This is a genomic window from Exilispira thermophila, from assembly GCF_055389015.1.
In genome coordinates, this window is sequence record NZ_AP042476.1 from 2,193,554 (window position 1) to 2,218,989 (window position 25,436).

The following is a 25,436-nucleotide window of genomic DNA, read 5'->3' on the forward strand; positions in this document are numbered from 1 at the left end:
TTAAAATTTCAGGGGTTTTACATGAATAATTATTTTGAAAATAAAGAAGATTTTAAAAAAAAATTACTTAAAAACTTAAATTATGAACCAAATATTAGCCAATATGCTATTTTTCAGATTTCAGATAAACTTTTTGCAATATCAATAAACTATATTAAAGAATTTATTGAATATAGAAAAATCACCTCATTACCTGATAGCTTTGAATTTATTGCTGGAGTTATAAATTATAGAGGGGAAACTATTCCTGTTGTAGATTTAAAAAAAAAGATATCTGAAACTTCTAAAAACGATTATGGAAAATATTCTGTAATAATAATTATTAATTTTAATAATAAACTTTATGGTATTTTATCAGATAATATTATTGATATTGCTAACTTTGAAGAAAATAAATTCAATAAAGATATAAATCTTATTACAAAAGTTGAAAAAAAGATTATTAAAGCAGTTTATAATTTCAACAAAGAGATAATATTAGTTTTAAATATTGAAAAATTACTTGATTTTAAAGAGCAAAAATATTAAAAAACAATTTATAAATTGATTGTTATGGATTATTAAAAAATGGAGATGTTTAATTTAATTAAATCTGATTTTTCTGAAGAATTATTTTCTTTTCTTCAAAATAACCTTTTTGAAAAATATGGAATTAAAATTGATAATTCAAAAGTTAATTTTATAAAAAATAGACTGGTAAAAAGATTAAAAAAGTTACATATTAATAATTACAATGAATATTTTGAATTTATAAAAAATGATGAAACAGAACTAATAAATGCCCTTGTTACATTAACAACTGGAGAATCATCTTTTTTTAGGGATTTTGAACAATGGAATATTATAAAAGAGCTTTTTAAAAAATATATAAATTCTTTTATTCAGAAAAATGGAACAAAAATTCAATCAAGCAATTATTTAGAAAATAACTATGGTTATATTCATATATGGTCAGCAGCCTGTTCAAAAGGATATGAACCTTACACAATTGCAATTATTTTAATGGAGTTATTTGAAAGTGAATTAAAAACAATTCCAATAAAAATTTTAGCTTCTGATATTAATATTGAACTTTTAAAACAGGCAAAAGAAGGTTTTTATACAAAAGAAGAAATGAAAAATCTGGATAATTATTTAATTGAAAAATATTTTTACAAAGGGAGATTAAAAAACAAAAATGGTTATTTCATTAACCCTGAAATTAAAGATCTTATAACATTTGCTAAAATAAATTTAGTTGAAAACTTTAAATTTAAAAAAAAGTTTGATTTTGTATTTTTAAAGAATGTATTAATCTATTTTCCTTTTGAAATTAAACTTGGAGTTGTTAACAATATTTCAAAAATAATTAAAGATAATGGTTATTTAATTTTAGGTACATCTGAAAATATTTTTAAAAATAATTTTAACATATATCCTGTTAAAAATCATATATACCAGAAGAGGATACAAAAAACTAGTTATAATAATATTGATAAAATATCAAAAAGGAAATTAAATTCCACTTCAACTTATTCATATGAACTTTTTAATAAAAAAGATGATTATAAATATAATAATTATAAAGAAGTAAATTTTTTAAATAAAAAGAGTTTAGAAACTAAAATAACTGGTACAAAACATAATATAAATTTACCTGATAAACAAAATAAATTAAATTTAATATTAAAAAATTATACTAAACAATTTTTAAACCTGGGAGAATATTATGTTAGTACTGAACCTATATGTATTTCAACAGTATTAGGAAGTTGTGTTTCTGTTTGTCTTTTCGACGAATATTCAAAAATTGGAGCTATGAATCACTTTATGTTACCATACACTGGAAATCTTGCTGATCCTTATAAAAAATATGAATTTGAAAAATATGGATTCTGGGCAATGGAGTTTATGCTTAATGAAATGTTAAAATCAGGTGCAAATAAAAAAAATATTATTGCTAAACTTTTTGGAGGTGCAAACATTTCAAAAACCCAATCAAGCAAACTTATAGGAAAAGCGAATATTGAATTTGCAACAACGTATCTAAATAATGAAAATATCCCAATAGTTGCTCAAGATATAGGAGAAAATTATGCTAGAAGAATATATTTTTTAACAGATACTGGTAAAGTTTACCTTGTGAGAATTAAAAGAGATATTGATGAAAAAGATATATTAAAATATGAAGAAGATTCAAGTTTACAATTTATGAAAAAAGTTGACAGAATATCTTCTTCATTTGAAAAATTTGAATAACTTTCCAATACCTCAATTTTGTTGTTTTTATATTTATTTCATTATTATTCTTTCAATATTCTAATTATATAAAACAATATCCAATACATATAAAAAAGCTGCCCCTTTTTGTGGGACAGCTTTAACATTAAACATCTTGCTTTTTTATTCTTTTTCATTTTCCTGATCTTTTTTTTCCAGTTCATCCAATCTTTTTTTAATATATTCCTGTTCTTGCTCCATATTTTTAAGATAGTTCTTCAGATACTCTTTCTCATCTTCTGCACTATATGGGGAAGTTTGATTATAAGCAGGAGCAGAATAGTTTGCTGGATAATAAGGGGAATAATATCCTCTTGCCCAGCCTCTTCCTCTAAATCCTGCACCATATCCTCTTCCCCAACCTCTTCCTAAACCATAACCATAACCTCTTCCACCTCCTCGATTAAGTGGATTAGCATATCCAGGTCTATCATAACCATTGCAATATCCAAGGCCTAAACCTGTTCTTGGACCCTGTCCCCATGGACCTGTTCCATCACCCCAAGGCATAAGCACCTCCTTTTATTTAAAATTTTTATTTTTATTAACCAAAGTAATTTTAAAATATGTTTCTTTTTCAACACATTCTCAAATTTCTGTTTTTCCAATTTCTTTTCAAATTTTAAAACCATCTTCCTCTATTAAAAGATCTTCTATGAAGTTCCTCAATTTCAATTACATTTGATGAACCACAGAAAGGGCATTTAATTTCAAAGTTATTTATTTTATTACTTTTATTATCATTATTTTTGTCATCATTTTTCTGTTGTTCAATATTTTTATTCATTTTTTGATCTTCATCAAAACTGTTTTTATTAACATTACCTTCTTTATTATTTATTTTACTTTGTAAAATCTCATTAAATTTAAAAATTCTATTACAATCCAGACATCTATACCATTTTTCTTTAAATTCTACATTCCCTCCATGAACCACAATTGGAATTCCTTCTACAAAAGCTTTTGCAATCTTTTTCCTTGCTGCATCATAAATTCTTGTAAAAGTCGGTCTTGAAACTCCCATCCTTGTACAGGCTTGGTCATGTGTTAAATTTTCATAATCAGCAAGTTTTATAGCTTCATATTCTTCTAATAACAATACAACTGGTTCACTGTTCATAAAAGGGATACCAAATGGTTTAAAACCTCTTACCAATGGGGGTTCCCACATCCATCTCCCTCTTTTTCTTCTTGGCATTTTATCTCCCTGATATTTTTACTAATTTCATATTTCTTATGAACTTATGTTCATAAGAAATATAATGAACTATTGTTCATTTGTCAAGTATTTTTTTAAATTTTTTATGCTTGAAAAATAAAAAGGATAAATTTTATATTATAATAATATTTTAGAAAAAACTTTATTATTTTGTTGAAGTTTAGAGGAATAAAAGAGGAGAAATAGTAATATATTATTAAGTCCCTGAACTTTTGTAAAATTTTAGAGAAAACATCCAGATTTTAGTTGTTATCAAAAAAAATAATAATGAAATAAAAGGGGATAACAACCCAATTAATAAGCCATTTTTATAATTTGAAATAAAAAATAAACTTGGATAGAAACTTGCAAATCCAACTGGAATTATTGAGGTAAAAATAATTCTTAATACCTGATTATAGATAGGTAAAGGATATTTAGTAAATTCTTTAAAATCATAAATTAAATTAGAAATATTTGTATTTCCAATAGTAATAAATGAGGAAATAGAAAATAATAAAGATATTGACACATATATCAATGATGCTCCAATTATCAATAAAGGAAGTAGTAACAAATAGAATGAAAGTAATTTTAATCTAATAATTGCAATAACTAAAATACTTATGCCAAAAATAAGATCACTCCAGCCATCCTCATCAAAACCATCTGTCATAATCTGAAAAATGGGATTAATTGGACGTAGCAAAAAACGATCAAGAAAACCATAACGAATATAATATGTAAGTGAAATAGTATTTACAAAAAAGCAATGCCATAAAGCAAAACTCGTTGCTGAAAAGCCAAAAATGAATAAAATCTGATCGAAACTCCATCCTTTCAATTTATCTATAAAGTTAAATATAAATAATAAAATACAGAAACTCATAAAATTATTTAATAATAAACCTGCAATCCCAATTATAAAATCTAAATCATATATTACTATACCTTTAATATTAATTTTTAAAAATTCTAAATATAACCTAAAATATCTGTCTATTGATTTAAGATGTTTTTTTATCAATCTCAATTTTTATCCTCCCTGAATCAAGATTTTTTTAATTGAACTTTTGTAAAAGATATATGTAAAAAATCCTAAAATAATTATCCAGATTATCTGGTAAATAACAATATTGATTAATGTTTGTTCAGTTTTATTAAATAAAACCATAAGGGGATAGTAATACATAATTTTAAAAGGGATATATTCTATTATTTTTCTTATCCAATCAGGATATAAAGACAGGGGAAGAAATCTTCCTGATAATAAAGTAATAGCTGCATATTTAAAACTCTGTACTCCCCTTATATTGTAAGTGTGAAACGAAAAAATTCCAATAAACAGATCAAAAATAAATACAAAGAGATATGATAATACAAAAACTAAAATAAATTTAAAAATATTAAATAAAATAAAATCAGGAAAAATATTAAATATTAAAATAATAATAAGTAGTATAGGTAATGCTATAAATATTAACCTATATATACTTTGACCAATTGATACAAAGAAAAATTGTCTAAAAATCGAAATTGGTTTTAAAAGCCAATGGACAATATCTCCTGTTTTAACTAACTGGCTCAATTTAGAACTTACCTTAGGAAATAAAATATGAATGATTTGACCTGTACATAAATAAAAAAACATCTGCATAAAATTATACTCAGGAATAACAGTTGATTCATATATTGCTTTCCAGAAATAGTATTGAACACAAATCAAAAATATTGATGATATAATATTAAACCATGTGGCTTTTCTATATATTTGCGATTTAATCAACCCTATTTTAATTAAAATAATATTTGTTTTTAATTTAAAATTATTTAACATTCTCCCCCTCTTCAATAATGATTTTATTATATTCATAAAACTTTTTTAAAACTTGTTTAAAATCGGGACTTTTTATATTTATCTCCATGACTTTATTATTATTTAAAACTTCATTTAATAACAGGGGTAATTTTTTTTCTGTTAAATTATCTACTATTATCTTATTATTGGTAAATTCAATATTACCATATTTTTTATCTTTTATATTGTATGGTAGATTGGGCTTTTTATTTTCCAATATAAAAACTACACGATGTCCAATATTTATTTTTGTTTTAATACTTGAAGTTAATCCATCATATAAAATATTACCTTCTTCAATGATAATTGTTCTTTCACATATTTCTTCTATATCAGAAGTATCATGAGTTGTTAAAAAAATAGTTGTATTCCCCTTATTCTTTATTTTTTTAAGAAAATTTATAATAGCAGTTTTGCTAAAAATATCCAACCCGATTGTAGGTTCATCTAAAAAAACTATTTTTGGATTGTGCAAAAAGGCACTTGAAAGCTCTGCACGCATTTTTTGACCTAAACTCAATGTTCGAACAGGCTGATACAAAAACTTATCTAATTCAAGAATTTCACAAAATTCATCCAATCTTTTTTTAAAATCCTTATCACTTACCCTATAAATACTTTTAAGTAATTTAAATGATTCATAAGCAGAAATATCCCAGCGTAACTGACAACGTTGGCCAAAAACAGCACCTATATAGTAGTTATTGACTTGCCTATTGTTAAAAGGCTCTCTTCCAAGCACCTGAATTGATCCACCTGTAGGTTTTAAAATTCCTGTTAAAATTTTAATTGTTGTTGATTTACCTGCCCCATTTCTTCCAATAAATCCAATTGATTCTCCAATATCCACATTAAATGAAATACCTTTTAATGCTTTAATTTCTTTTAATTTATTTTTTCCAAAAAGACCTGATATATATGATTTGAAATTTTTGTTTTCATTAACAAAATATGATTTAGATATGTTATTTACAGTAACTATTTGCATATCTCCCTCACTATAATCACTTTTAAAATATTTTTATAAATAATCACTTTAATTTTAAATTATCAAGTAAATATTAATTTTTTAACGATATTAATTAAAATATACACAAACTTACTTCAATTGATATGAATTTTGAATTATGTTTTTATATGCTTTAAATTTACTTTTATAAAAAAGTTTTTATATTTTCATTGTAAAGGAAAAAAAATGAAATTAAATTCCATATTTACAAATTATTATCAAAAAAATAACAAATCTATTTTATTTACTATTCTCATTATTTTATTACAGGGACTATTATTATTAATAATCCCATTAATTATCAATAACATTTACAAATATGGTTTTATAACAAAAGATTTAAAAAAGTTTTGTATTTTAAGTTTTCTTCTTTTATCAGTTTATCTTATCCTATTATTTTTAGATATTTTTACAGAAAGAATACTTACAAAACATATGTTTTTAAACCCATCAAAAAATATAAGACAATTGCTTATAAACAAATATCTTGATTTACCAATTGATTTTTACTATAATAATGGCCCTGCTGCAATTTTTAGAAATATTGCTGGAAACTTAAATTTAGCTTTACAATCATTTTATGAATTGGTTAAAAAATTTACAATTATAATTAAAACAATCATTTATCTTTTATTTGTATTAACAATAAATCCTTTATATTCTTTTTTTATAATAATATTTAATACCACTTTAATGCTTTTAATTAATATTATAGAAAGAAAAAAACTATCCATTTTAAAGAAACAAAGTAGTGAATTTATGAAGGTTTACGATGAAGCTTATGATTGCCTTGAAGGAGAATTTGATATTTATGCAAATAATCTTTTTAAATATTTTTTAAATAAAATTAAAAAATCAATTAAAAATTTAACAATGAACATTCTTTCTCGTGTTGATGAATTGTTTGTCCTTGAAGTTTTTATTAAGAATTTTTTAAATAAAATAGTTCCTGTATTGTTACTATTTATAATTTATCTATTTAATATTAATAATAAAAATATAACAACTTTTTTTACTTTATATTTTTTATTTCTAATTTTCCCGGACTTATCCCCTTTAGTTGGACTAAAATTAGAAATAGAAAAAGTTGAAAACAGATGGGAAACAATAAATAATGTATTTGAAAAAAAGAATGAAGATAAAGGCTTTTTAATTACTTCTCAATATGATATTGTAATAAAAAATTTATGGATCAAACTTAGAAACAATATAATTTTAAAACAAATTAATTTAAAAATTCCATATGCACAAAAACTATTAATAGTTGGTAAATCTGGTGAAGGAAAATCTGTATTTTAAATTCACTTATTGGCAATTTTTACAGCAAAAAAGGTGAAATATTTATAGGTAATATCCCTATTTCAAATATTAACATAGAAAATTATAGAAAAAGTATTTCATATATCAATTCAAATCCAATTATTTTTGAAGACTCTATTTATAAAAATATTGTTCTGGATCAAACTTCATCTTATAATGAAGTTAAAAATCTAATTGTTCAGCTAAATCTTTCTCATTTTTTTAATAGGTTTAATAATCTTTATCAAATTATATCAAATGAAAAATTATCAGCAGGTGAAAAAATTGTAATTAGCTTTTTACACGCATTAATTAGAAAACCCAAGATTCTATTTCTTGATGAAGCAACTGATTTACTTGATTCAAAATTAGAAGAAAAAATTTTATCCATAATAAAAGATATGAATATTACTGTTATTGCAATCTCTCACAATTACTCTGTTTTAAAATATTTTGACAGGATTATTTACATTGATTCTGCTAAAATTACGGAAGATATTGATAGCAAAGATATTTTTAAATCAAAACATATCAAGCAACTTTTCAAAGATCAAATCATACAAAATGAAAAGGAAATTTTATGAATATTTTTGTCAAACATTTTAATAATTTTTATAAACCTAAAATTAAGTTTGTTATTCTATACTTAATATTTAATTTTTTCGCTCTTCTTTGTTTGATTTATATTAATAAGAATTATCAAAATTATTTAAATAAAGATATTATTAATATTTGTATATTAATTTATTATTCCTTTTTCATTGTTATATACTTTTTCCTGAACTTTATTTCTAATTTTATTGATGTAAGATATATGTGTTTTAAACCCTTATCAGATATGTTTTTCAAATCTTTTGAATCTATACTTAAAAAAGATTACTCTGAATTTTGTTCAAATAATCCCAATAATTATTTATACTACATTTTTGAAGTTCCTCAATTTATAATGCTTAATTTTCCATCTTTTGTTTATATTATTTCCTCTATCATGAATATTTTAATTGTTGCTTACATTCTTTTTAATTCAATGCCTATTCCATTTTTAGTTATATTTGTTTTATCTATCTTTGCTGAAATTTTTCTTAAAACTTTTTATAGAAAAATTACCCAAAATTGGAAAGAAGTTTCAGTTAAAACAAAAATATTACAAAATAATATTTTAAATATTTTTTCAGCTATATGGCATGTTAAAATATATTCATTAGAAAAATATTGTCAGGATAAAGTAAAAGAACCTGCTTTAAATTTATCAAATTCTTTTTGTAATAATAAATTAAACAACCATTTATTAAGCATTTTTATTAAAGCTAAAAGTTATATTTTTGAAATAATTTTTTTATTAATGATATTTTTTACAAATATAGATAAAAAATTAAATATTGTTGAAATAATATTTTCAGTTTTTTTAATTAATATTTTTTTAGATAATTTTTCCAGAATGATAAGTTCTATTATTGACATAAAAAAGGGAAAGGAACTATTAATAAATTTTTATAATATTATTGAAAATAGTAAAATAATAAATACAAATATAGAATATTTAGACAATAAAATTATTAATTCTGAAATAATAAAAATAATAAACGGTTCATTTTCATATAAAGCAAAAGAAAATAATAAAAAAATAAATGGAAAGATAAATGAAAAAATAAGATTAAATTTAATTAAAAACTTAAATCTTACAATACATAGGGGAGATAAAATAGTAATTGTTGGGGAAAATGGATCTGGAAAGACAACCTTATTAAAATTATTAGCAAATATCCTGAAATTTGACAATGGGAAAGTTCAATATAATAAAGCTATATTGGATTTTGACCCATTTAGCAAAACTAACCTTAAAATAAATTTTGTAGGTAGTAATCCTTATATTTTTAATATTTCTTTAAAAGAGAACATTTGTTTTGATAATAATATAGAAGAAGACATAATATTTAAAATTTTAGATAATTTAAATCTAACCAAATTTTGTAATTCACTACCTTCTAATATAAATTCTATTATTGAAAAAAATTCAATGACTATTTCTGATGGAGAAAAATTGCGAATTGCACTTGGTAGAGCAATTTTAAATAAAGATAAAATTGACATTATATTTTTAGACGAATTTACAAAAAATATTGATTCTAAGACTGAAAAAAAAGTTATAAATGAACTATTTAAAAAATTTAAAGAAAAAACTATCATAGCAGTTTCACATAGGTTATCAACAATATCAAGGTTTGATAAAATTATTTTTCTGGATATGAACAATAAAGAAATATTATTTGACAATAGAGATAAAATCATGAATAGCCCTCAATTTATAAAATTATTTATGAAAAAACTTTAGAAAATCTAAAGAAAAAGTATTAAATTAATATTTTTTGATTGATTTTAATTTTCTAAAGACTAATCAGTATATATTTTTTTTTGGCAGGTGCCGTTAATAATAAAATTGAAATTATTATATTTGATTAAATAAATTTAAGTTTGATATCTATACTAATTGAAATTTTTTAATGGATTTCAGTTGTCAAAGACTAAAAAGAATATACATTTATTCGTGGCTGGTGCAGATAATAATAAAATTGAAATTGTTATATTTGATTTAATAAGCTTAATTTATAAGTCTATCCTTATTATAATTTTTCGAGTGGATGTCAGTTGCCAAAGGCTAAAGAAAATAAATTATTTACGTGGTTGGTGTAGTTAATAATAAAAATTGAAATTATTGCATTTAATTAAATAAAATTAAGTTTGATATCTATACTAATTGAAATTTTTTGAATGGATTTCAGTTGTCAAAGACTTATAGGTTATAAATTTTAGTTTTGTTTTAATGATAAATAGATAGTAATAATAGATTACATAACTGAACTAATGAAAAAAATTTCAATTAGTATAGAATCACTTCTTATTTTTTAAATATCTCAATAATTTCAATTTTATTATTAACAAATAGGATTTTTTCTATCCCTTTCTCAAGCTTATCCCTATCAAAACAATTTAATATAACCTGCTTTTCATCATCACTTATTCCAAATTTTAATTCTATTAATTTTATCAAATCCTGCTGCTTTTCAAGTATTTGACCTTCAAGTTTTCCTTCTGTTTTTCCTTTTTCAATACCTTCTTTTATCAATGATTCTAAAATTGATGGCATCTTGCTCTCCTTCTCTTCAAGTTTTTTTAATACAATTTCTCTATCTTCACTTTTCAATATTGACAATATATATACATAAAATACATTTTTTATCTCTCTATTTTCTATCTCTTTAGCTAATGCTTCAAGTATCCTGGATATTAATTTCATATCTTCTTCTGCTTTATATTTTAATACATCAAGGGCTAATTTCAAGTATCTATTATAATTCATTACTTTATAACTTAATTTATTCTTACTATCATTAAAAAATAGATATTTAAAATTTAGTAAATAGTTTTTAAAATTATTCTTAATCTCTTTATCTATTTTAAAATTATTTATAAATTCTGTATTAATATCCCATTTACTTTTACCATGATAAAAAACAACAGGTATTATTAAAGATAAATCTTTATTATTTTGAAAATCTTTTTCCCATTTAACTAACATATATCTTAAAAGTTGAATAAAGATAGCATTATCTTTATATGATTTATGTTCAAAAAGGAAGTATATGTTAATATTATGTTTAGAGTTAATTAGATTGGTTTCAAAAACAAGGTCAGCAAATCTATTTTTAAATTCTTTTGTAATGTAAGAAGAGTTAACAATTTTTAGGTTATTGATGTTAATATATTTTTTGATATTATCAGGTAATATGATATTAATAAAATCTTTAGCATTATTAATATTTTTAAAAACGATTTTAAAGAAAGTATCATGAGGGTGTTTAATAAAGTTAAGATATAATTCTTTCATAAAATATATCTCCTTTTATTATTCCTGAATATTATTTTTATTTGTCTTTTATAATTTATAGACAAAAAAATATTCAAAAAAGTTTCATAATTATTAGAAAAAATTTGAGTCTGTAGAAGTTAAAAAAGAATAAAGATAATTTATTTTTCTGTGGTTAGCACCAATAATAATAAAATTTGAAATTATTATTTTTGATTTAATAAATATAAACAATATATTTATCATAATTGAAATTTTTAGAGCAATTGTTAGTTGTCAAAGACTAAACATATATAAAGACTTCGAGGTTGGTACAGTTAATAATAAAATTAGTAATTGTTGTTGTTTTTTTATAAATGTAAACAATATATATATACTAATTAAAATTTCTCGACTGGATTACAGTTGCCAAAGGCTAAAGAAAAAATAATGACTTCGTGGCAGGTGAAGTTAATAATAAAATTCGAAATTATTATTGTTGATTTAATAAATAAAAAAACTATATATATCATAATTGAAATTTTTCGACTGGATTGTAGTTGTCAAAGACAAAAAAGATTAAACTTTATTTTAGACTTAATGCATTAAAAGGTTATATAATAGAATTACATAACTACACTAAGGAGAAAAATTTCAATTATGATATAATTTCTCTTATTTTTTAACCATCCCAATAATTTTAATTTTATTATTAACAAAATATTTGTTTAACCTTTTAACAATTTATGATAATTTTAAATTGATTTTTAAATTTACATATTTAACTAAACAAAAAAAGGATAATTCTATGCCTAAAATCGAACCTTTTGAAAAATTTACTAAGGAATATGAGGAGTGGTTTATAAAAAACAAGAATGTATATAAATCAGAATTATTATTAATGGAAAAAATTATACCACAAAATGGATATAGTCTGGAAGTAGGTGTAGGTACTGGAAAATTTGGTGGTCCTTTTAAAATATCTATTGGAATTGACCCTTCTTCAAAAATGCTTGAACTAGCTAGAAAAAATTGGGGAATTAAAACTAAAATCGGTGTTGCAGAAAAACTTCCTTTTGAAAATAATTTATTTGATTGGGTATTAATTGTTGTTGCTATATGTTTTGTTGATGATCCTGTTAAAACTTTTTCTGAAATTTATAGAGTATTAAAAAGTAATGGAAAAGTTATAGTTGGTTTTATTGATAGAAATTCACCTTTGGGAAAAATATATGAAAAAAATAAAGAAAAATCTAAATTTTATAAACCAGCAACTTTTTTTTCTACTGATGAAATATCAGAGATGTTAAAAAAAACAGGTTTTACAATTGATAAAATTTATCAAACAATTTTCTCTTTACCATCAGAAGATTACGAAGTTGAAAAACCTGAAACAGGTTATGGTAAAGGAAGTTTTGTTGGCATAAGTGCTATCAAATTATAGCAGTTTGTTATAATCAACATGTATAAAAATTTCATTAAAAAAATATTTAATTTAAACTATATATTAAAACAATAAATTTCAGGAATAAAAATGAAAACACCTTTACAGTTCAATAAATATAGAAAACTATGGGGTTTTGAAAAAGGAAAAATTCCATTAAATCATGGCTCTTTTGGAGCAACTCCTTTAGTTGTATTAAAAAAACAACAAGAATATATTAAAGAAATGGAATCTTTAACAACAAGATTTTTTGTATTTAAACTGAGAGAACTTCTTCTGGAATCAAAAGAAAATCTTTCTAAATTTCTTAATTGCGATCCTGAAAATCTTACTTTTATTACCAATGCAACAACAGCTGCAAACACAGTACTCAACAATTTACAATTTAGTAATGGTGATGAAATATTAACAACAAAATTTATTTATCAATCATGTTTTAATTTACTAAAACATATAGAACAGAAAAAAAATATTAAATTGGTTTTTGTTGATCTCCCATTTTTACCTCAAAATGATGATGAAATTATTAATGCGTTTAAACAAAAAATATCAGAAAAAACAAAACTTATATTTGTTGATCATGTAACTTCAGAAACAGCATTTATATTTCCAGTAGAAAAAATTTCTGCTTTAGCAAAAGAAAACAATATAAAAATATTTATTGATGGAGCACATGCTCCAGGTATGATTAAAGTGGATTTAGAAAAAATTAATTGTGACTTTTATACTGGAAATGCTCATAAATGGTTATGTGCTCCCAAAGGTTCAGCTTTTCTATATGTATCAGATAACAATTTAGAAAATTTCACTCCATTAGTGATAAGTAATTACTTCCAACAGGGTAATTCTTTAAAAGAGAAATTCAAAAATTCATTTGAATGGCATGGAACTGATGATTATACTCCCTATATTGCCATAAAAGATTCTTTAAAATTTTTAGAAAATCTTCTTTCTGATGGAATAAATGAAATAATGAAAAAAAATCATGACCTTTTAATTCAAGCAAAAAACCTTTTATTAAAAGAATTTTCAAAAAAAATTTATAATACAAACAATAATACAAACAATAATACAAACAATAATACAAACAATAATATAAACAATAATAAAAACAATGACAAAAACAATAATAAAAATATTAATAGAAATAATAATAATAATAATTTTGAAGATACAATTTCATTTTTACCTTCAGATAACATGCTTGGGAGTATGGCGATAGTACCTTTATTTTCAAAATCTGAATTTAATAACAAATACCATATAGACACATTACAATTGAAACTTTTAGAGAAATATGGTATAGAAACTATGTTTGTAAGTATAGAAGGAAATAGATTTATAAGATTAAGTGCTCATATATATAATTCTTTGAATGATTATGAATATTTATTAGAAGCTTTATTAAATGAAACATATAATTAATATTAGGTAAAGGATATGTATAATAAATTTGCAAATTTTGTAGCTAAAAATCGAAAAAAAATACTTGGAATTGTGATTATTTTTAATCTTTTAAGTATATTCTCACTCTTTTTTTTAAAATTAAATACAGATTTTAAACTTTTTATGCCAGATAAATCACCATCAAAGAAGATTTATGATGAAGTTAGAAAATACTTTAAAGATGAAGGACAGAGTATAATTGTTATTAATACAAAACAGAGTAAAATTGATAAAAATCTTATAAAAGAGCTTGTAAATGTTCAGGAATTTCTTCAAAATAATTCTAAAGCATCGGAAGTTAATGGAGCTACTACTATTCTAGAAAACGAATCAAACCCTATTTTTAATAAAAATAATATTGATAAAATAAATATTTCCCTTTATGAAAAATTTATCCAATTTATGGGGGATTTATCTCCTTTAAAAAAATACAATAATGATTATTATGCAATTTTTACTCTTATCCCACAAATTAATAGAAAAATTGATTATAAAATAATTGAAAAATACTTTAAGGATAAAAATTTAACTTTTCATATAACTGGCGATGATTATTTACAATATAAACTTATAGATTATATTATTAGAATTATTCTAACAATTCCTCCATTTGCAATAATTTTAATCTTTTTGGTATTCAGTATTCAGATAGGTGCAAAAAAAGCGACTTTGCTTTCTGTTTTACCTGCAGGTATTGCTGCATTATGGACACTGGGGTTATTAACATTAATGTATAGAGAATTATCTATAATAACTTTACTTGCTCCAATTTTTACAATTGTAATTGGTAGTGCTGATGGCTTGCATTATATGTCTCACTATCTTGATAGAATTGAAGAAGGAAAAACTCCTGTTGATTCTGTTTCCAGCACATTAAAAATGGTTGGAATTCCTATGATTTTAACAACAGTTACTTCAGCAGCAGGTTTTTTGTCTTTGCTTGTTTTTAAAACAAAATCTATAACCCAGCTTGCTATAAGTGCAAGTATAGGTATTATTTTAGCAGGATTTGCTACATGGACAATCCTTCCATCAATTACTACAAATGATTTAAAAATAAACAGGAAAAAGAAAAAAAATTTCTATATAAATTTTATAAAAAAATTAAGTGGTGCACCTATTATAATAATTGCAATTATTCTTTTTGTTGGATTTTTACCAGGAATAAAATTTATAAAAACAGATTTTAATGAACTTTCATTGTTTAAAAAATCAACAGAACCATATAAAGGACTGGAAATTATTCAAAAAGTTAACAATGGGGCAATGCCTTTTGAAATTCTTATTAAAACTGACAAAGATATATATTCCATGAATATAGCTAAAAAAGTTTTTAAAATGGAACAAGATTTGAAAAACAAGGAGTTAATTACCAAATCTATTTCTATTTATAATATTATATCTCTTTATAATTCACTTGGAGGAATATCATTCCTTCTAAACCCTGAAAAAACTCTTGATAACATTATTTCTAAAAACAGTAAATTTAATTATGAATCAAATTATCCAACTCTCCCATTTCAAATTACATTTATTAAAAATTTTATAAAAAAATCTTTTTCAGAGAAACAATTAAATTCACTTGTAAATGAAGAACAAAATGTTGCAAGAATATTCATTTTTCCCAAAAATTTTAATAATGAATCATTATCAGAAATTAAAGATCTGGTATCAAATTATAGGACAAAAGAGTTTCAAAGTTATGTTACATCAATACAATATTTAATGAAAGATTTAAATGATAATATTAAAACAAATCAATTAAAATCGGTAATATTAATAACACTATTTATATTTATAATTTTATTAATTTATTTTAAAAAATTTTTACCAGCATTTCTTTCAACTATACCAGTTTTAATGTCTGTTATAGCAGTATTTGGATTTATGGGATATGCATCTATACCTTTAAGTATTATAACTTCTATAATGATGGGAATTACAATAGGTGTTGGCATTGATTATGCTATCCATTTTACCTCTGTTTATATGCATTACAAAAATTCAGGTGAAACTTCAGAAATTGCATCAAATAATGCTTTTGATTATACTTCAACACCTATAGTTGCAAATGCTTTGGGGCTTGCTATTGGATTAACTGCAATGAGTTTATCTCCATTTATTATACATGTATACTTAACAGAAATCATGTGGATAGGAATGACAACTTCTTCTATTTTCACATTAGGATTTTTATCATTTATATTTAAAAAATTGAAATAGATTTAAAAGAATAAAATATTGAAAAATATAATAATATATTTTATCTCATATCTATTGATACAAATGCAATTTTAAAATAATGTAAATTCAATAAGTTATTAAAAAAATTTTTTGAAAAACAAAAAAGGAAAATTTTATAAAAAAACAAAGGAAAAGTTTATGGAAAATTATTTAAACATATCTAAAGAAAAATGCATTAGTTTTTTTAAATCAATTAAAAATAAAAACAATTTTGCTATAACAGCACATGAAGACCCTGATGGAGATGCTATCGCATCTATTTATGCTATTGCATATATTTTAAAATACCTGAAAAAAGATTTTTCTATTTATCTTAAAAATTTACCACCAGAAAATTATATGATAGCACCCTTTAAAATTAATTTAATTGATAATGTTAAAAAGATTAAAGAAACAAATATTATTGTTGTAGATTGTTCAAATGCTCAAAGGCCATTTATAAAAGAACTGGAAACTACACCAATTATTGCAAACATTGATCACCATCAGGATAATAACAACTTTGGCAAATACAATCTTGTTTATCCTGAGGCTCCTTCTACAGCTGAAATTATTTTTGAACTTCTAAAATGTTTTGTAAATAACTTTAACATTGATAAAAATGAAACTAAAAATATTTTTAATAAAGATTTATTAAATTCAATTTTACTTGGTATTTTATATGATACATATTATTTTAATACTGAAAATACAAATGCCATAACCTTCAAAAATGTTGCTCAAATAATTGAACTGGGTGGAGAACTTCACAAAATAAAAGAAATACTTTTCAAACAAAAAGATCCAGTTATATATAAGATCTGGGGTTCCATTTTAAATAATATTGAATTATTTAATAAAGGAAAAATAGTATTAGCTTATCTAGATCATAAAGATTACAAAAAAATTATAAAAGAAAATCCAATTAATTCACCTTCTTATTCAATGGTTACTGAAGGATTTATAAATCATTTAACTTCATTAAAAAATAGTGATCTTGTTATATTTTTAAGAGAACATGAAGGTTTTGTTAAAGGTTCTGTCAGATCTTCATCTGGCCAGGCAGCTAAATTTGCAAATATTTTCAAAGGTGGTGGCCATAAAAATGCTGCTGGTTTTAAAATAAAAGGGACTCTTCCTGTTGCAATTAAAATCATAAAAACAGAAATAAAAAATTTTGAGATAAATTGATAAATTTAATTATTGCAAATTAAATTATTATAAATTTTTATATAAAAGAACTATTTTCTACTAAATTTTGATAAAAGTCTTAAAATCTCAATATATAACCATATTAAAGTTACCATTAATCCAAATGCTGCATACCATTCCATAAATTTAGGAGCACCGTTTGCTGAAGCCTGAACAATAAAATCAAAATCAAGAACTAAATTTAAAGCTGCAATTCCTACAACAAAAAGACTAAAGATTATACCAAAAGTAGATGTTGAATAAACTAATGAACCTCTGAATCCAAAAAAACCTAAAACTATAGTAAATAGATAATATAAAGCTATTCCTCCTGTTGCAGCAAAAACACCCATTCTAAATTTGTTTGTTACTTTTATAATTCCACTTCTATACAATATTAACATTCCAAGAACAACACCAAATGTTAAAGCAACAGCTTGAATTACAATACCAGGGTATAAATTTTCAAGAAATGCAGAAAGTCCCCCTATAAATGCACCTTCAAAAAGAGCATAAAATAATGATAAGGATTTTGCTAAAGTTGGTTTAAGCGAAATAATTATAGCTGTAATAAAACCTAATATTGCACCTCCAATCATTAAAGGTACAACTAGTTGTACTTTTGCAGGATTAAAAAAGAAATTCCATGTTAAACCTGCACCAGCTAACACAAAAAGTAACATTAATAATGCTTTATTTATTGTTCCATTAACACTCATTAAATCATTATCAGTTAATTCAAAGTATCCAACTTTTTCAAAAGCTCTTTTGCTCAGTACTGGATTTGATGTTCTCATACTTTTCCCCTCATTTTTATAAATTTTACATTAATATCTCTTCAATAACAATTATGATAATTTTTCTTTTAAAAGTCAAATAATTTAAGCATCTATTGAAATTAAAGTAAAATAATGATAAATTATAAATACAATAAAATTAAAATATATCAAAATAGTTGTTAAATTAAATATATTAAAAGAGTATAATAATAATTAAAATTACGAGGAAATAAAATGCAAGTTTCAATTATTGGTATAGGAACAGAACTTTTAAACGGGAAAATTGATGATACAAATTCCACTTACCTTTCAAAACAATTTACAGATCTTGGATTATCTGTAAATTTTAGAATTAATGTTAATGATTCAAAAAAAGATATTATTCAAGCTTTAAAAATATGTACTTCTAATAGTGATATAATTGTTCTTACTGGTGGATTAGGTCCTACAGATGATGATATTACATTAGAATCATTAGCTTTATTTTTAAACAAAAAATTATATTTTAATGAAATATTGTGGAAAGAAATAGAATCATTTTTTATCAAAAGAGGATATCCTGTTTATGAATCAAATAAAAAGCAGACTTATTCATTTAATGGTGCAATACCTTTAAAAAATGAACATGGAACAGCACCTGGAATTTTTTATATGGATAACAAAGCCTATATTTTGCTTCCAGGACCTCCAAAAGAAAACAGACCAATGTTTAAAAATTTTGTTTTACCACTGCTTTTTAAAAACAATTTAATAAATAAACAACAAATTGAGAAGATGAATAAATTAAAAAAAGAGATAAGGGTATATAATAGTGGTGAAAGTGCTTTGTTTGACATTTTTAGACAATGTGAAACAAAAAATGAAATCCTGCATGGGAAAGGATATCTTTCAGATTTTATAGAAATTGATTCTTACTTTAATAGAAAAGGATACATCGAAATAATTTTTAAATATAAAGATAACAAAATAGTTAAAAATATTGATAATGATAAAGAAAATAAAAATAAAATGAATGGCTCTTTAAATAATAAAAATGATATTAATAACATAGATCAACCTAATGAAAATGAAATAATTAATCAATTTAATAAAAAAGTTAACCTGTATCTTGATGAACTTATCAAAAATAAAATAGATTTTACAGAAAATAAAGATATACAGCTTTTAGTTCTTGAAAAATTAATTTCTCTTAATAAAACAATTGCATTTGCAGAGTCAATTACTGGTGGGGGGTTAGCTAAAACATTAGTAGATATTCCAGGAGCATCAAACTCACTTCTTGGAGGAATTGTATCATATAGCAATAAAGTAAAAGAAAAACTTTTGTTTGTAAAATCAATTGAACAAAAAGGTGCTGTATCTTCTGAAGTTGCTGAAGAGATGGTAAAGGGGTTAAAAAAACAAATAGGTGCTGATATAAATGTATCTGTTACAGGAATTGCTGGACCAACTGGAGGTTCAAAAGAAAAACCAATTGGTCTTGTTTATTTTGGGTTTTTATTTGATAATATCTTTTTTATAAAAAAACAAATTTTTAATGGGAATAGAGAAAGAATAATAAATAAAACAATTCTCTATGTATTTTTAGAAATATACAAATATATTTGCAAATTTTAGATATCTAATTATTTCACCTTATATGGATAAAAGGATAAAGTCTTATAAAATATTTTACATTTTAATCTGGAGGTCAAATTAGTTATAATTCTAGAATTATAACTAATTTACACATTATTATTTAAATAACCTAAATGTGTTTATAATATTTTTAAAAAAATAGGGAAAGTTTTTAATATGAATTATAAATCAACTTACTTCCCCTATTTTATTAATAGTTTTATAAAAAAATTAATCTTTTTTATTTTTTCAAACTATTATATCATCTATAAAAAAAATTATTTTGAAAACAATGAATATATTAAAAAACTTATTTTTAATAAAAACCAAATAATCTTCCAACTTGATAAATAATAACTGAAAAAATATAAGGAACAACCATCAACAAGACAATTTCAAATAACATTAATCTCCATCCAAATTCCTGTTTTATTGCAGCTAATGTTACAATACATGGAATAAAAAGAAGCATAAAAACCATAAACGAAAAAGCAGAAAGTGGTGTAAATATATCTTTTATTTTTTTTGAAAAATTTGAAGATTCATTTGATTCCATTTGAAAAGCACCTGGAATTAGACTACCAAACATATTTTTTAAAGAATCCAAAATAGCATTCCCAAATCTTATAATTTGATCTTTTGTATCTTGAATAAATTTGAAACTATTTTCTTCCTCTTCTTCTTTTGTTACTTCTAATGTTTGACTTAAAGCACCAACTACGGCCTCTTTTGCAATAATTCCAGGTAAAATACTCGAAACAGCCTGCCAGCTACCAAAACCTGTTGGTATAAAAATTGGAGTTATAAGTTTAGATGTTTTTCCAAGATATGAATTCTCAGGTGTTGAGTCTACAGGAAGATTAATAACGCCCCATAGGAAAATCATGGCAACCAATATAATAGTTCCTGCTTTTTTTAAAAAAGATCTTGTTCTAATCCACATAGAACTAAATACTATTTTTGCTGCTGGTAATCTATATGGTGGTAATTCTAATAATAACGGAGTTTTAGTTGTTTTGAATGATTTTGTGTTTTTCAAAATAATTCCCAAAATAATTGCTATAAATATTCCAATAATATACATAGATAATACAACAAAAGCTTGATATTTAGCGAAAAATACTCCTGTAAAAAGCGCATAAATAGGTAGTCTTGCACCACAGGACATGAAAGGTACCAGAACAGCAGTTAATTTTCTATCTTTTTCATTTTCAAGTGCTCTTGTTGCATATATTGCTGGAACATTGCAACCAAATCCTAACATCATAGGTATAAAAGATTTACCATTTAAACCTATACCATGCATTATTTTATCAAGAACAAATGCTGCACGTGCCATATATCCACTTTCTTCAAGTAGAGCCAGAAAAAAATATATAAATAACATAAGTGGAACAAAAGTTAAAACAGTACCTACTCCTCCAATTATACCATTTATGATAAAAGAATTAATCCATTCTGGTGCTCCATTTAAAGCAAATGATATATATTTCCCAATATATCCATTTATAAAACTATCCACCCAATCTATAAATGGTCCACTACCATCAAATGTTAATTTGAAAACTATATACATAAGAATAAAAAATATTGGTAATCCAAGATATTTATTTGTTACTATTTTATCTATTTTTTCAGTAAAAGATATACCATTTCTTTTAGGTTTTGTAAGTATACTTTTTAAAATACCATGTATTATTCCATATCTTGCTTCTGTAAATAAAGTTTCAGTATCATCATTAAATCTTTCCTCAATTGCAATAATATGATCTTTTGCAAGTGGAGAAAGGTCCTTGCCTATTTCTTTTTTTAAATCCTGAATTATATATTCATCTTTTTCTAAAAGTTTAATTGCCACCCATCTAATTGGATATTTTTCTGGCAAATTTTCATTTTTTAATTTTTTAATAAGACTATCTATTTCATTTTCTATAAACCTATCAAATAAAAGATTATATTTAACTTTTTTAGGTTGTTTTTTAAGTTTTATAACATTATAAACTTTATAAATAAGTTCATTAATTCCTTTATTCTTAGTTGCAATTGTAGGAATAATATTAATTCCAAGATATTGTTCGAATTTATCAATATCAATTTTATAACCTTTTTTTTCAAATTCATCAAAAATATTTAAAGATATAACAATCGGCTTTTCCATTTCCATTAATAAGAGTGTTAAATATAAATTTCTTTCAAGATTTGTAGAATCTATAACATTAACTATACAATCAATATCATTGTTTAAAATAAAATCTCTTGAGATTCTCTCTTCAATAGTAAATGGACTAAGTGAATAAACTCCTGGTAAATCAACAAAACGAAATATTTCTCCTTGATATTCAAATTCAGCTTCTTTTTTTTCTACAGTAACACCTGGCCAATTGCCAATTTTTAATTTAGTACCTGCTAGAGCATTAATAAGTGCTGTTTTCCCAACATTTGGATTTCCTGCAAATGCTATATTCATTTTTTACCTCCCATTAATTTTTCTACTTCAATTTTTTCAGCATCTTTTTTCCTAATAGACAAACTATAACCTTTAATAGCAATTTCAATTGGATCACCAAGAGGAGCAATTCTTATAACTTGAACCTCTTCATTTCTAATAAATCCCATAGCAGATAACCTTTTCTTTAATATTTTTAATCTGCTATCAATTTTTATAATTTTTGACTTTTCACCTATTTTCAGTTCTGATAGCCTCATAGTTCCTCCTTACAATGTTAGTTTTAACTAACTTTTATTTTAAAAAAAAATATAGTTAAATTATTTTTGCATTTTTTAAGCGTAATATACACAAAGATAGCATTATTTTAAATATTATTTATAATAAATATTATTTATAATAAATATTATTATTAATACCTGTCATTATCAACAACTAATAATTAAAAAAACTAACATTCTTTAACTATTATTTTATGAGCCATCCCTCTTCCAATAGCTAATTTTGAATTATTTATTTCTATGATTAATGGCCCAACAAAATCATTTTTAATTATTTTAACAAAATTACTTGGATATATACCCAATGAAGAAAGTCTTTGTTTTATTCCTCTACCTCCAATTATATTTATAATTCTGCAACATTTATTTTTATTAGCCATTGATAGTGGCATCAGAATCCTCCTCAATGTCTATTTTTTGTGCTTCAGATTTTCTTAAAGAAATATTGTATCCTTTAATTGTAAACTCAATTGGATCTCCTAAAGGAGCTCTTTTTATAGCAGTTATTTTTTCACCTTTAACTATCCCCATATCCATAAGTCTCTTTTTTAAACCACTTTTAAAATTTATTGATTTAATAACTGCAGTTTTACCTATATCAAGTTTATCAAGTGTTTTTGCATATTTACATTCATTAATTCCAGTATCTAAAAAATTTTTAAACTTAACAATCCATTTTGGTTCACTGTTTGGAGCTGTTGAAATAAATTCAAGTAACTTAACAATTTTTTCAACAGTTTCTTGATGCAAATAATGTTCTATAGAACAAGAATCTTTTCTTGCTATTTCCGAATCAATTTGTAATACTTGATTTAAAAACCTATAAAGTATTAAATGCCTTTCATATAATTCTCTTCCAACTTTAATTCCCTGTTCAGTTAGTTCAATATATCCATAATGTTCATGAATAACTAAATTTTTATTTGCAAGAATTTTTATTGCACTTATTACTGAAGAAGCCTTTACTTTAAGTTTATTAGTTAAGTCCTTTATTCTTACTATTTTTTTTTGTTTTGCAATTTCATAAATAGCCTTTAAATAGTCTTCACTGGAAGGAGTTAAAACAATATCCATAATATATACTCCTACATTAAGTTGATACTATATTAGTTAGTCCTGTCTAACTTTTAGAACATTATTTTAACTTGTCAAGAATAATTTTAAAAATATAAACCTTTATACTAAATTATAAATTTAAAAATAAAATTTTTAATTAATCATTTTCTACATTGTTTTAATTATAAAAGTATTATCTTTTTATTATAATAATCATAAAAACTATAAAAAAGATAAAATAATTCAGCCAAAATATATTTTTCGTTATGCTAACCATATTACAAATAAATATAAAAAATGGGAAAAAATACCTGCTAAAAAACCACCAATTGTATGAGAAAGAATAGCTTTTGAAGCAAGTTTTCTGTATCCCAGAGCATCCATCATACCTACATGTGTTGACAGGTACCCTGACCAGGTCATCCCGATAGAGGTAAAAACTGCAATATCATTTCCAGTTATTAATCCTGATTTTAAAAATTCAGGAATCAATCCTAAAGCTGCTCCAACAGCACCAAGAGAAGTTATTGGAAATGCAATTGCTTCTGCAGATTTAAACCCAAATAACCAGTTTAATGGTTTTAATATAAATTTACCTAAAAATGGCAAAATAGGTACACCTTGATATGCTGATCCATCATATCCGTTTCCCGCACCAAAGGTCATCATTAAAACACCAGTACATATAATTAAAACCCCAGGTATAATTTGCATCCCCATTTCAACACCATTTTTTCCTCCATCTAAAATACTATCAAAAAATCTTTGAAATAGTGTACCTTCTCTTATATATCTGTAATTTAAAAGTTCTTTTGGATTTTTCTCTTCATTATTTTTATGCAACATTTCAGGATGTTCGGAAAACTCTTTTTTAGTAAATTTTATCATAAGTCGTGTTGAAATTATTGAACCAATTATTGCTCCAAAATTTCCAATTAAAGCTTCTTTAAAAAAACCTTTTGAAAACATAAAAGCAGTTATAACCAATCCCATACCAAATGAAGTTCCAAAATTGGTTAAAGCAGGTTTTTGATATTCATCAAAATATTCAATAAAGCTTTTATCTTTTGCTAATGCAATAATTGCAGGATTATCTGAAAGATAGGTTGAAATCGCTCCTATTGCAGCAGCTCCTGGTAGTTTCCATAAAAATCTGATTATAGGTGCAAACAATTTATTTAATAAAGCAATTACTCCAAATTCTGCTAAAAAACTACCAAATGCTCCTGATAAAACTGATAATGCTAAAATAAAAAATACAGTATCCAATAGTAAAGAATGTGCTGTATTCATCAATGTTGAAACAAAATTTGCAACACCCATTTTATAACCATAAAATGCAAATAAAGAAATAAGAAAAAGGATTAATATAAATGTTTTATATGAATAAGCTTTAACTTTTTTGACACTCATCAATAATCCCCTTTTAAATTTATATTGAAAAAAAAATAACAAAAATTATAATTAAGCAAGAAAATGTTTTATT

General features: G+C 23.4%; 23 protein-coding genes and 1 pseudogene. 11 read left to right on the plus strand and 13 right to left on the minus strand.

Features of this window, described 5'->3' with window-relative positions:
• Positions 1-21: 21 nt before the first annotated feature.
• Both ACZ5EC_RS09275 and ACZ5EC_RS09280 read left to right on the plus strand, forming a co-directional pair.
• Positions 22-528, plus strand: a complete 507-nt coding sequence (locus tag ACZ5EC_RS09275) for a chemotaxis protein CheW (RefSeq protein WP_464302198.1) — start codon at positions 22-24, stop codon at positions 526-528.
• 39 nt (positions 529-567) lie between these two features.
• Positions 568-2,238: a CheR family methyltransferase gene (locus ACZ5EC_RS09280; RefSeq protein WP_464302199.1), complete on the plus strand. Its 1,671-nt coding sequence runs from the start codon at positions 568-570 to the stop codon at positions 2,236-2,238.
• Positions 2,239-2,382: 144 nt separating this feature from the next.
• On the opposite strand, the gene ACZ5EC_RS09285 is transcribed toward ACZ5EC_RS09280, so the two are convergent.
• The 5 genes from ACZ5EC_RS09285 to ACZ5EC_RS09305 all read right to left on the minus strand — a co-directional run bounded on the left by ACZ5EC_RS09285 (position 2,383) and on the right by ACZ5EC_RS09305 (position 6,303).
• Positions 2,383-2,769 carry a DUF5320 domain-containing protein gene (locus ACZ5EC_RS09285; protein ID WP_464302200.1) on the minus strand — a complete coding sequence of 129 codons (387 nt, stop codon included), beginning with the start codon at positions 2,767-2,769 and terminating at the stop codon, positions 2,383-2,385.
• Positions 2,770-2,881: 112 nt separating this feature from the next.
• Complete coding sequence (locus ACZ5EC_RS09290; protein ID WP_464302201.1) at positions 2,882-3,457, minus strand: DUF134 domain-containing protein; 576 nt, start codon at positions 3,455-3,457, stop codon at positions 2,882-2,884.
• 217 nt (positions 3,458-3,674) lie between these two features.
• Positions 3,675-4,490: an ABC transporter permease gene (locus ACZ5EC_RS09295; RefSeq protein ID WP_464302202.1), complete on the minus strand. Its 816-nt coding sequence runs from the start codon at positions 4,488-4,490 to the stop codon at positions 3,675-3,677.
• 3 nt (positions 4,491-4,493) lie between these two features.
• Entirely contained in the window at positions 4,494-5,294 is an 801-nt protein-coding gene (locus ACZ5EC_RS09300) for an ABC transporter permease (protein WP_464302203.1), read from the minus strand.
• The gene (locus ACZ5EC_RS09305) at positions 5,284-6,303 is read right to left on the minus strand and encodes an ABC transporter ATP-binding protein (protein ID WP_464302204.1); all 1,020 of its coding nucleotides are present in this window, start codon (positions 6,301-6,303) and stop codon (positions 5,284-5,286) included. Before ACZ5EC_RS09305 ends, ACZ5EC_RS09300 begins: the two co-directional genes overlap by 11 nt.
• Before the next feature lie 207 nt (positions 6,304-6,510).
• On the opposite strand from ACZ5EC_RS09305, the gene ACZ5EC_RS09310 reads away from it, so the two are divergent.
• Both ACZ5EC_RS09310 and ACZ5EC_RS09315 read left to right on the plus strand, forming a co-directional pair.
• On the plus strand, positions 6,511-7,623 hold the full coding sequence (locus tag ACZ5EC_RS09310; protein WP_464302205.1) for an ABC transporter ATP-binding protein: 1,113 nt from the start codon (positions 6,511-6,513) through the stop codon (positions 7,621-7,623).
• 53 nt (positions 7,624-7,676) lie between these two features.
• Positions 7,677-7,913, plus strand: a pseudogene (locus tag ACZ5EC_RS09315) (hypothetical protein); the annotation flags it as partial.
• On the opposite strand, the gene ACZ5EC_RS09320 reads toward ACZ5EC_RS09315, so the two are convergent.
• A complete protein-coding gene (locus ACZ5EC_RS09320; protein WP_464302206.1) occupies positions 7,868-8,014 on the minus strand; it encodes a hypothetical protein in 147 nt (48 codons plus the stop codon). The pseudogene ACZ5EC_RS09315 and the gene ACZ5EC_RS09320 overlap by 46 nt on opposite strands.
• 10 nt (positions 8,015-8,024) lie before the next feature.
• Here ACZ5EC_RS09320 and ACZ5EC_RS09325 point away from each other — a divergent pair, with 10 nt between their 5' ends.
• A complete protein-coding gene (locus ACZ5EC_RS09325) occupies positions 8,025-8,207 on the plus strand; it encodes a hypothetical protein (protein ID WP_464302207.1) in 183 nt (60 codons plus the stop codon).
• 230 nt (positions 8,208-8,437) lie between these two features.
• Complete coding sequence (locus ACZ5EC_RS09330) at positions 8,438-9,955, plus strand: ATP-binding cassette domain-containing protein (RefSeq protein ID WP_464302208.1); 1,518 nt, start codon at positions 8,438-8,440, stop codon at positions 9,953-9,955.
• Positions 9,956-10,519: 564 nt separating this feature from the next.
• Here the strand turns inward: ACZ5EC_RS09330 and ACZ5EC_RS09335 are convergent.
• Entirely contained in the window at positions 10,520-11,509 is a 990-nt protein-coding gene (locus tag ACZ5EC_RS09335; protein WP_464302209.1) for an Rpn family recombination-promoting nuclease/putative transposase, read from the minus strand.
• A gap of 766 nt (positions 11,510-12,275) precedes the next feature.
• Between ACZ5EC_RS09335 and ACZ5EC_RS09340 the strand changes: the two genes are divergently transcribed.
• The 4 genes from ACZ5EC_RS09340 (at position 12,276) to ACZ5EC_RS09355 (ending at position 17,771) form a co-directional block, all read left to right on the plus strand.
• Positions 12,276-12,911 carry a class I SAM-dependent methyltransferase gene (locus tag ACZ5EC_RS09340; RefSeq protein WP_464302210.1) on the plus strand — a complete coding sequence of 212 codons (636 nt, stop codon included), beginning with the start codon at positions 12,276-12,278 and terminating at the stop codon, positions 12,909-12,911.
• Between the two features lie 90 nt (positions 12,912-13,001).
• Positions 13,002-14,336: an aminotransferase class V-fold PLP-dependent enzyme gene (locus ACZ5EC_RS09345; RefSeq protein WP_464302211.1), complete on the plus strand. Its 1,335-nt coding sequence runs from the start codon at positions 13,002-13,004 to the stop codon at positions 14,334-14,336.
• A 15-nt stretch (positions 14,337-14,351) separates the two neighbouring features.
• A complete protein-coding gene (locus ACZ5EC_RS09350) occupies positions 14,352-16,580 on the plus strand; it encodes an efflux RND transporter permease subunit (protein WP_464302212.1) in 2,229 nt (742 codons plus the stop codon).
• A 159-nt stretch (positions 16,581-16,739) separates the two neighbouring features.
• Entirely contained in the window at positions 16,740-17,771 is a 1,032-nt protein-coding gene (locus ACZ5EC_RS09355; protein WP_464302213.1) for a DHH family phosphoesterase, read from the plus strand.
• Positions 17,772-17,821: 50 nt separating this feature from the next.
• On the opposite strand, the gene ACZ5EC_RS09360 is transcribed toward ACZ5EC_RS09355, so the two are convergent.
• On the minus strand, positions 17,822-18,568 hold the full coding sequence (locus ACZ5EC_RS09360) for a Bax inhibitor-1/YccA family protein (protein ID WP_464302214.1): 747 nt from the start codon (positions 18,566-18,568) through the stop codon (positions 17,822-17,824).
• Between the two features lie 216 nt (positions 18,569-18,784).
• Between ACZ5EC_RS09360 and ACZ5EC_RS09365 the strand changes: the two genes are divergently transcribed.
• The gene (locus ACZ5EC_RS09365) at positions 18,785-20,167 is read left to right on the plus strand and encodes a nicotinamide-nucleotide amidohydrolase family protein (RefSeq protein ID WP_464302215.1); all 1,383 of its coding nucleotides are present in this window, start codon (positions 18,785-18,787) and stop codon (positions 20,165-20,167) included.
• A gap of 316 nt (positions 20,168-20,483) precedes the next feature.
• On the opposite strand, the gene feoB is transcribed toward ACZ5EC_RS09365, so the two are convergent.
• From feoB to ACZ5EC_RS09390, 5 genes are all read right to left on the minus strand, one after another.
• Entirely contained in the window at positions 20,484-22,634 is a 2,151-nt protein-coding gene (feoB, locus tag ACZ5EC_RS09370; protein WP_464302216.1) for a ferrous iron transport protein B, read from the minus strand.
• The gene (locus ACZ5EC_RS09375; protein ID WP_464302217.1) at positions 22,631-22,873 is read right to left on the minus strand and encodes a FeoA family protein; all 243 of its coding nucleotides are present in this window, start codon (positions 22,871-22,873) and stop codon (positions 22,631-22,633) included. The genes feoB and ACZ5EC_RS09375 overlap by 4 nt, the downstream gene beginning before the upstream one ends.
• Positions 22,874-23,064: 191 nt before the next feature.
• Positions 23,065-23,286: a FeoA family protein gene (locus tag ACZ5EC_RS09380; RefSeq protein WP_464302218.1), complete on the minus strand. Its 222-nt coding sequence runs from the start codon at positions 23,284-23,286 to the stop codon at positions 23,065-23,067.
• Positions 23,267-23,968 carry a metal-dependent transcriptional regulator gene (locus ACZ5EC_RS09385; RefSeq protein WP_464302219.1) on the minus strand — a complete coding sequence of 234 codons (702 nt, stop codon included), beginning with the start codon at positions 23,966-23,968 and terminating at the stop codon, positions 23,267-23,269. Before ACZ5EC_RS09385 ends, ACZ5EC_RS09380 begins: the two co-directional genes overlap by 20 nt.
• A 246-nt stretch (positions 23,969-24,214) precedes the next feature.
• Positions 24,215-25,363 (minus strand): CD0519/CD1768 family membrane protein, encoded by a 1,149-nt coding sequence (locus ACZ5EC_RS09390; RefSeq protein ID WP_464302220.1) that lies wholly within the window; start codon positions 25,361-25,363, stop codon positions 24,215-24,217.
• Between the last annotated feature and the right edge of the window lie 73 nt (positions 25,364-25,436).

Coding starts and splice junctions, on each gene's coding strand:
- ACZ5EC_RS09275 (WP_464302198.1), top strand. CDS start 22: ATGAATAATTATTTTGAAAATAAAGAAGATTTTAAAAAAAAATTACTT.
- ACZ5EC_RS09280 (WP_464302199.1), top strand. CDS start 568: ATGGAGATGTTTAATTTAATTAAATCTGATTTTTCTGAAGAATTATTT.
- ACZ5EC_RS09285 (WP_464302200.1), bottom strand. CDS start 2,769: ATGCCTTGGGGTGATGGAACAGGTCCATGGGGACAGGGTCCAAGAACA.
- ACZ5EC_RS09290 (WP_464302201.1), bottom strand. CDS start 3,457: ATGCCAAGAAGAAAAAGAGGGAGATGGATGTGGGAACCCCCATTGGTA.
- ACZ5EC_RS09300 (WP_464302203.1), bottom strand. CDS start 5,294: ATGTTAAATAATTTTAAATTAAAAACAAATATTATTTTAATTAAAATA.
- ACZ5EC_RS09305 (WP_464302204.1), bottom strand. CDS start 6,303: ATGCAAATAGTTACTGTAAATAACATATCTAAATCATATTTTGTTAAT.
- ACZ5EC_RS09310 (WP_464302205.1), top strand. CDS start 6,511: ATGAAATTAAATTCCATATTTACAAATTATTATCAAAAAAATAACAAA.
- ACZ5EC_RS09320 (WP_464302206.1), bottom strand. CDS start 8,014: ATGGATAAAATTTTTTCTTCTAATTTTGAATCAAGTAAATCAGTTGCT.
- ACZ5EC_RS09325 (WP_464302207.1), top strand. CDS start 8,025: ATGAATATTACTGTTATTGCAATCTCTCACAATTACTCTGTTTTAAAA.
- ACZ5EC_RS09330 (WP_464302208.1), top strand. CDS start 8,438: ATGTGTTTTAAACCCTTATCAGATATGTTTTTCAAATCTTTTGAATCT.
- ACZ5EC_RS09335 (WP_464302209.1), bottom strand. CDS start 11,509: ATGAAAGAATTATATCTTAACTTTATTAAACACCCTCATGATACTTTC.
- ACZ5EC_RS09340 (WP_464302210.1), top strand. CDS start 12,276: ATGCCTAAAATCGAACCTTTTGAAAAATTTACTAAGGAATATGAGGAG.
- ACZ5EC_RS09345 (WP_464302211.1), top strand. CDS start 13,002: ATGAAAACACCTTTACAGTTCAATAAATATAGAAAACTATGGGGTTTT.
- ACZ5EC_RS09350 (WP_464302212.1), top strand. CDS start 14,352: ATGTATAATAAATTTGCAAATTTTGTAGCTAAAAATCGAAAAAAAATA.
- ACZ5EC_RS09355 (WP_464302213.1), top strand. CDS start 16,740: ATGGAAAATTATTTAAACATATCTAAAGAAAAATGCATTAGTTTTTTT.
- ACZ5EC_RS09360 (WP_464302214.1), bottom strand. CDS start 18,568: ATGAGAACATCAAATCCAGTACTGAGCAAAAGAGCTTTTGAAAAAGTT.
- ACZ5EC_RS09365 (WP_464302215.1), top strand. CDS start 18,785: ATGCAAGTTTCAATTATTGGTATAGGAACAGAACTTTTAAACGGGAAA.
- feoB (WP_464302216.1), bottom strand. CDS start 22,634: ATGAATATAGCATTTGCAGGAAATCCAAATGTTGGGAAAACAGCACTT.
- ACZ5EC_RS09375 (WP_464302217.1), bottom strand. CDS start 22,873: ATGAGGCTATCAGAACTGAAAATAGGTGAAAAGTCAAAAATTATAAAA.
- ACZ5EC_RS09380 (WP_464302218.1), bottom strand. CDS start 23,286: ATGCCACTATCAATGGCTAATAAAAATAAATGTTGCAGAATTATAAAT.
- ACZ5EC_RS09385 (WP_464302219.1), bottom strand. CDS start 23,968: ATGGATATTGTTTTAACTCCTTCCAGTGAAGACTATTTAAAGGCTATT.
- ACZ5EC_RS09390 (WP_464302220.1), bottom strand. CDS start 25,363: ATGAGTGTCAAAAAAGTTAAAGCTTATTCATATAAAACATTTATATTA.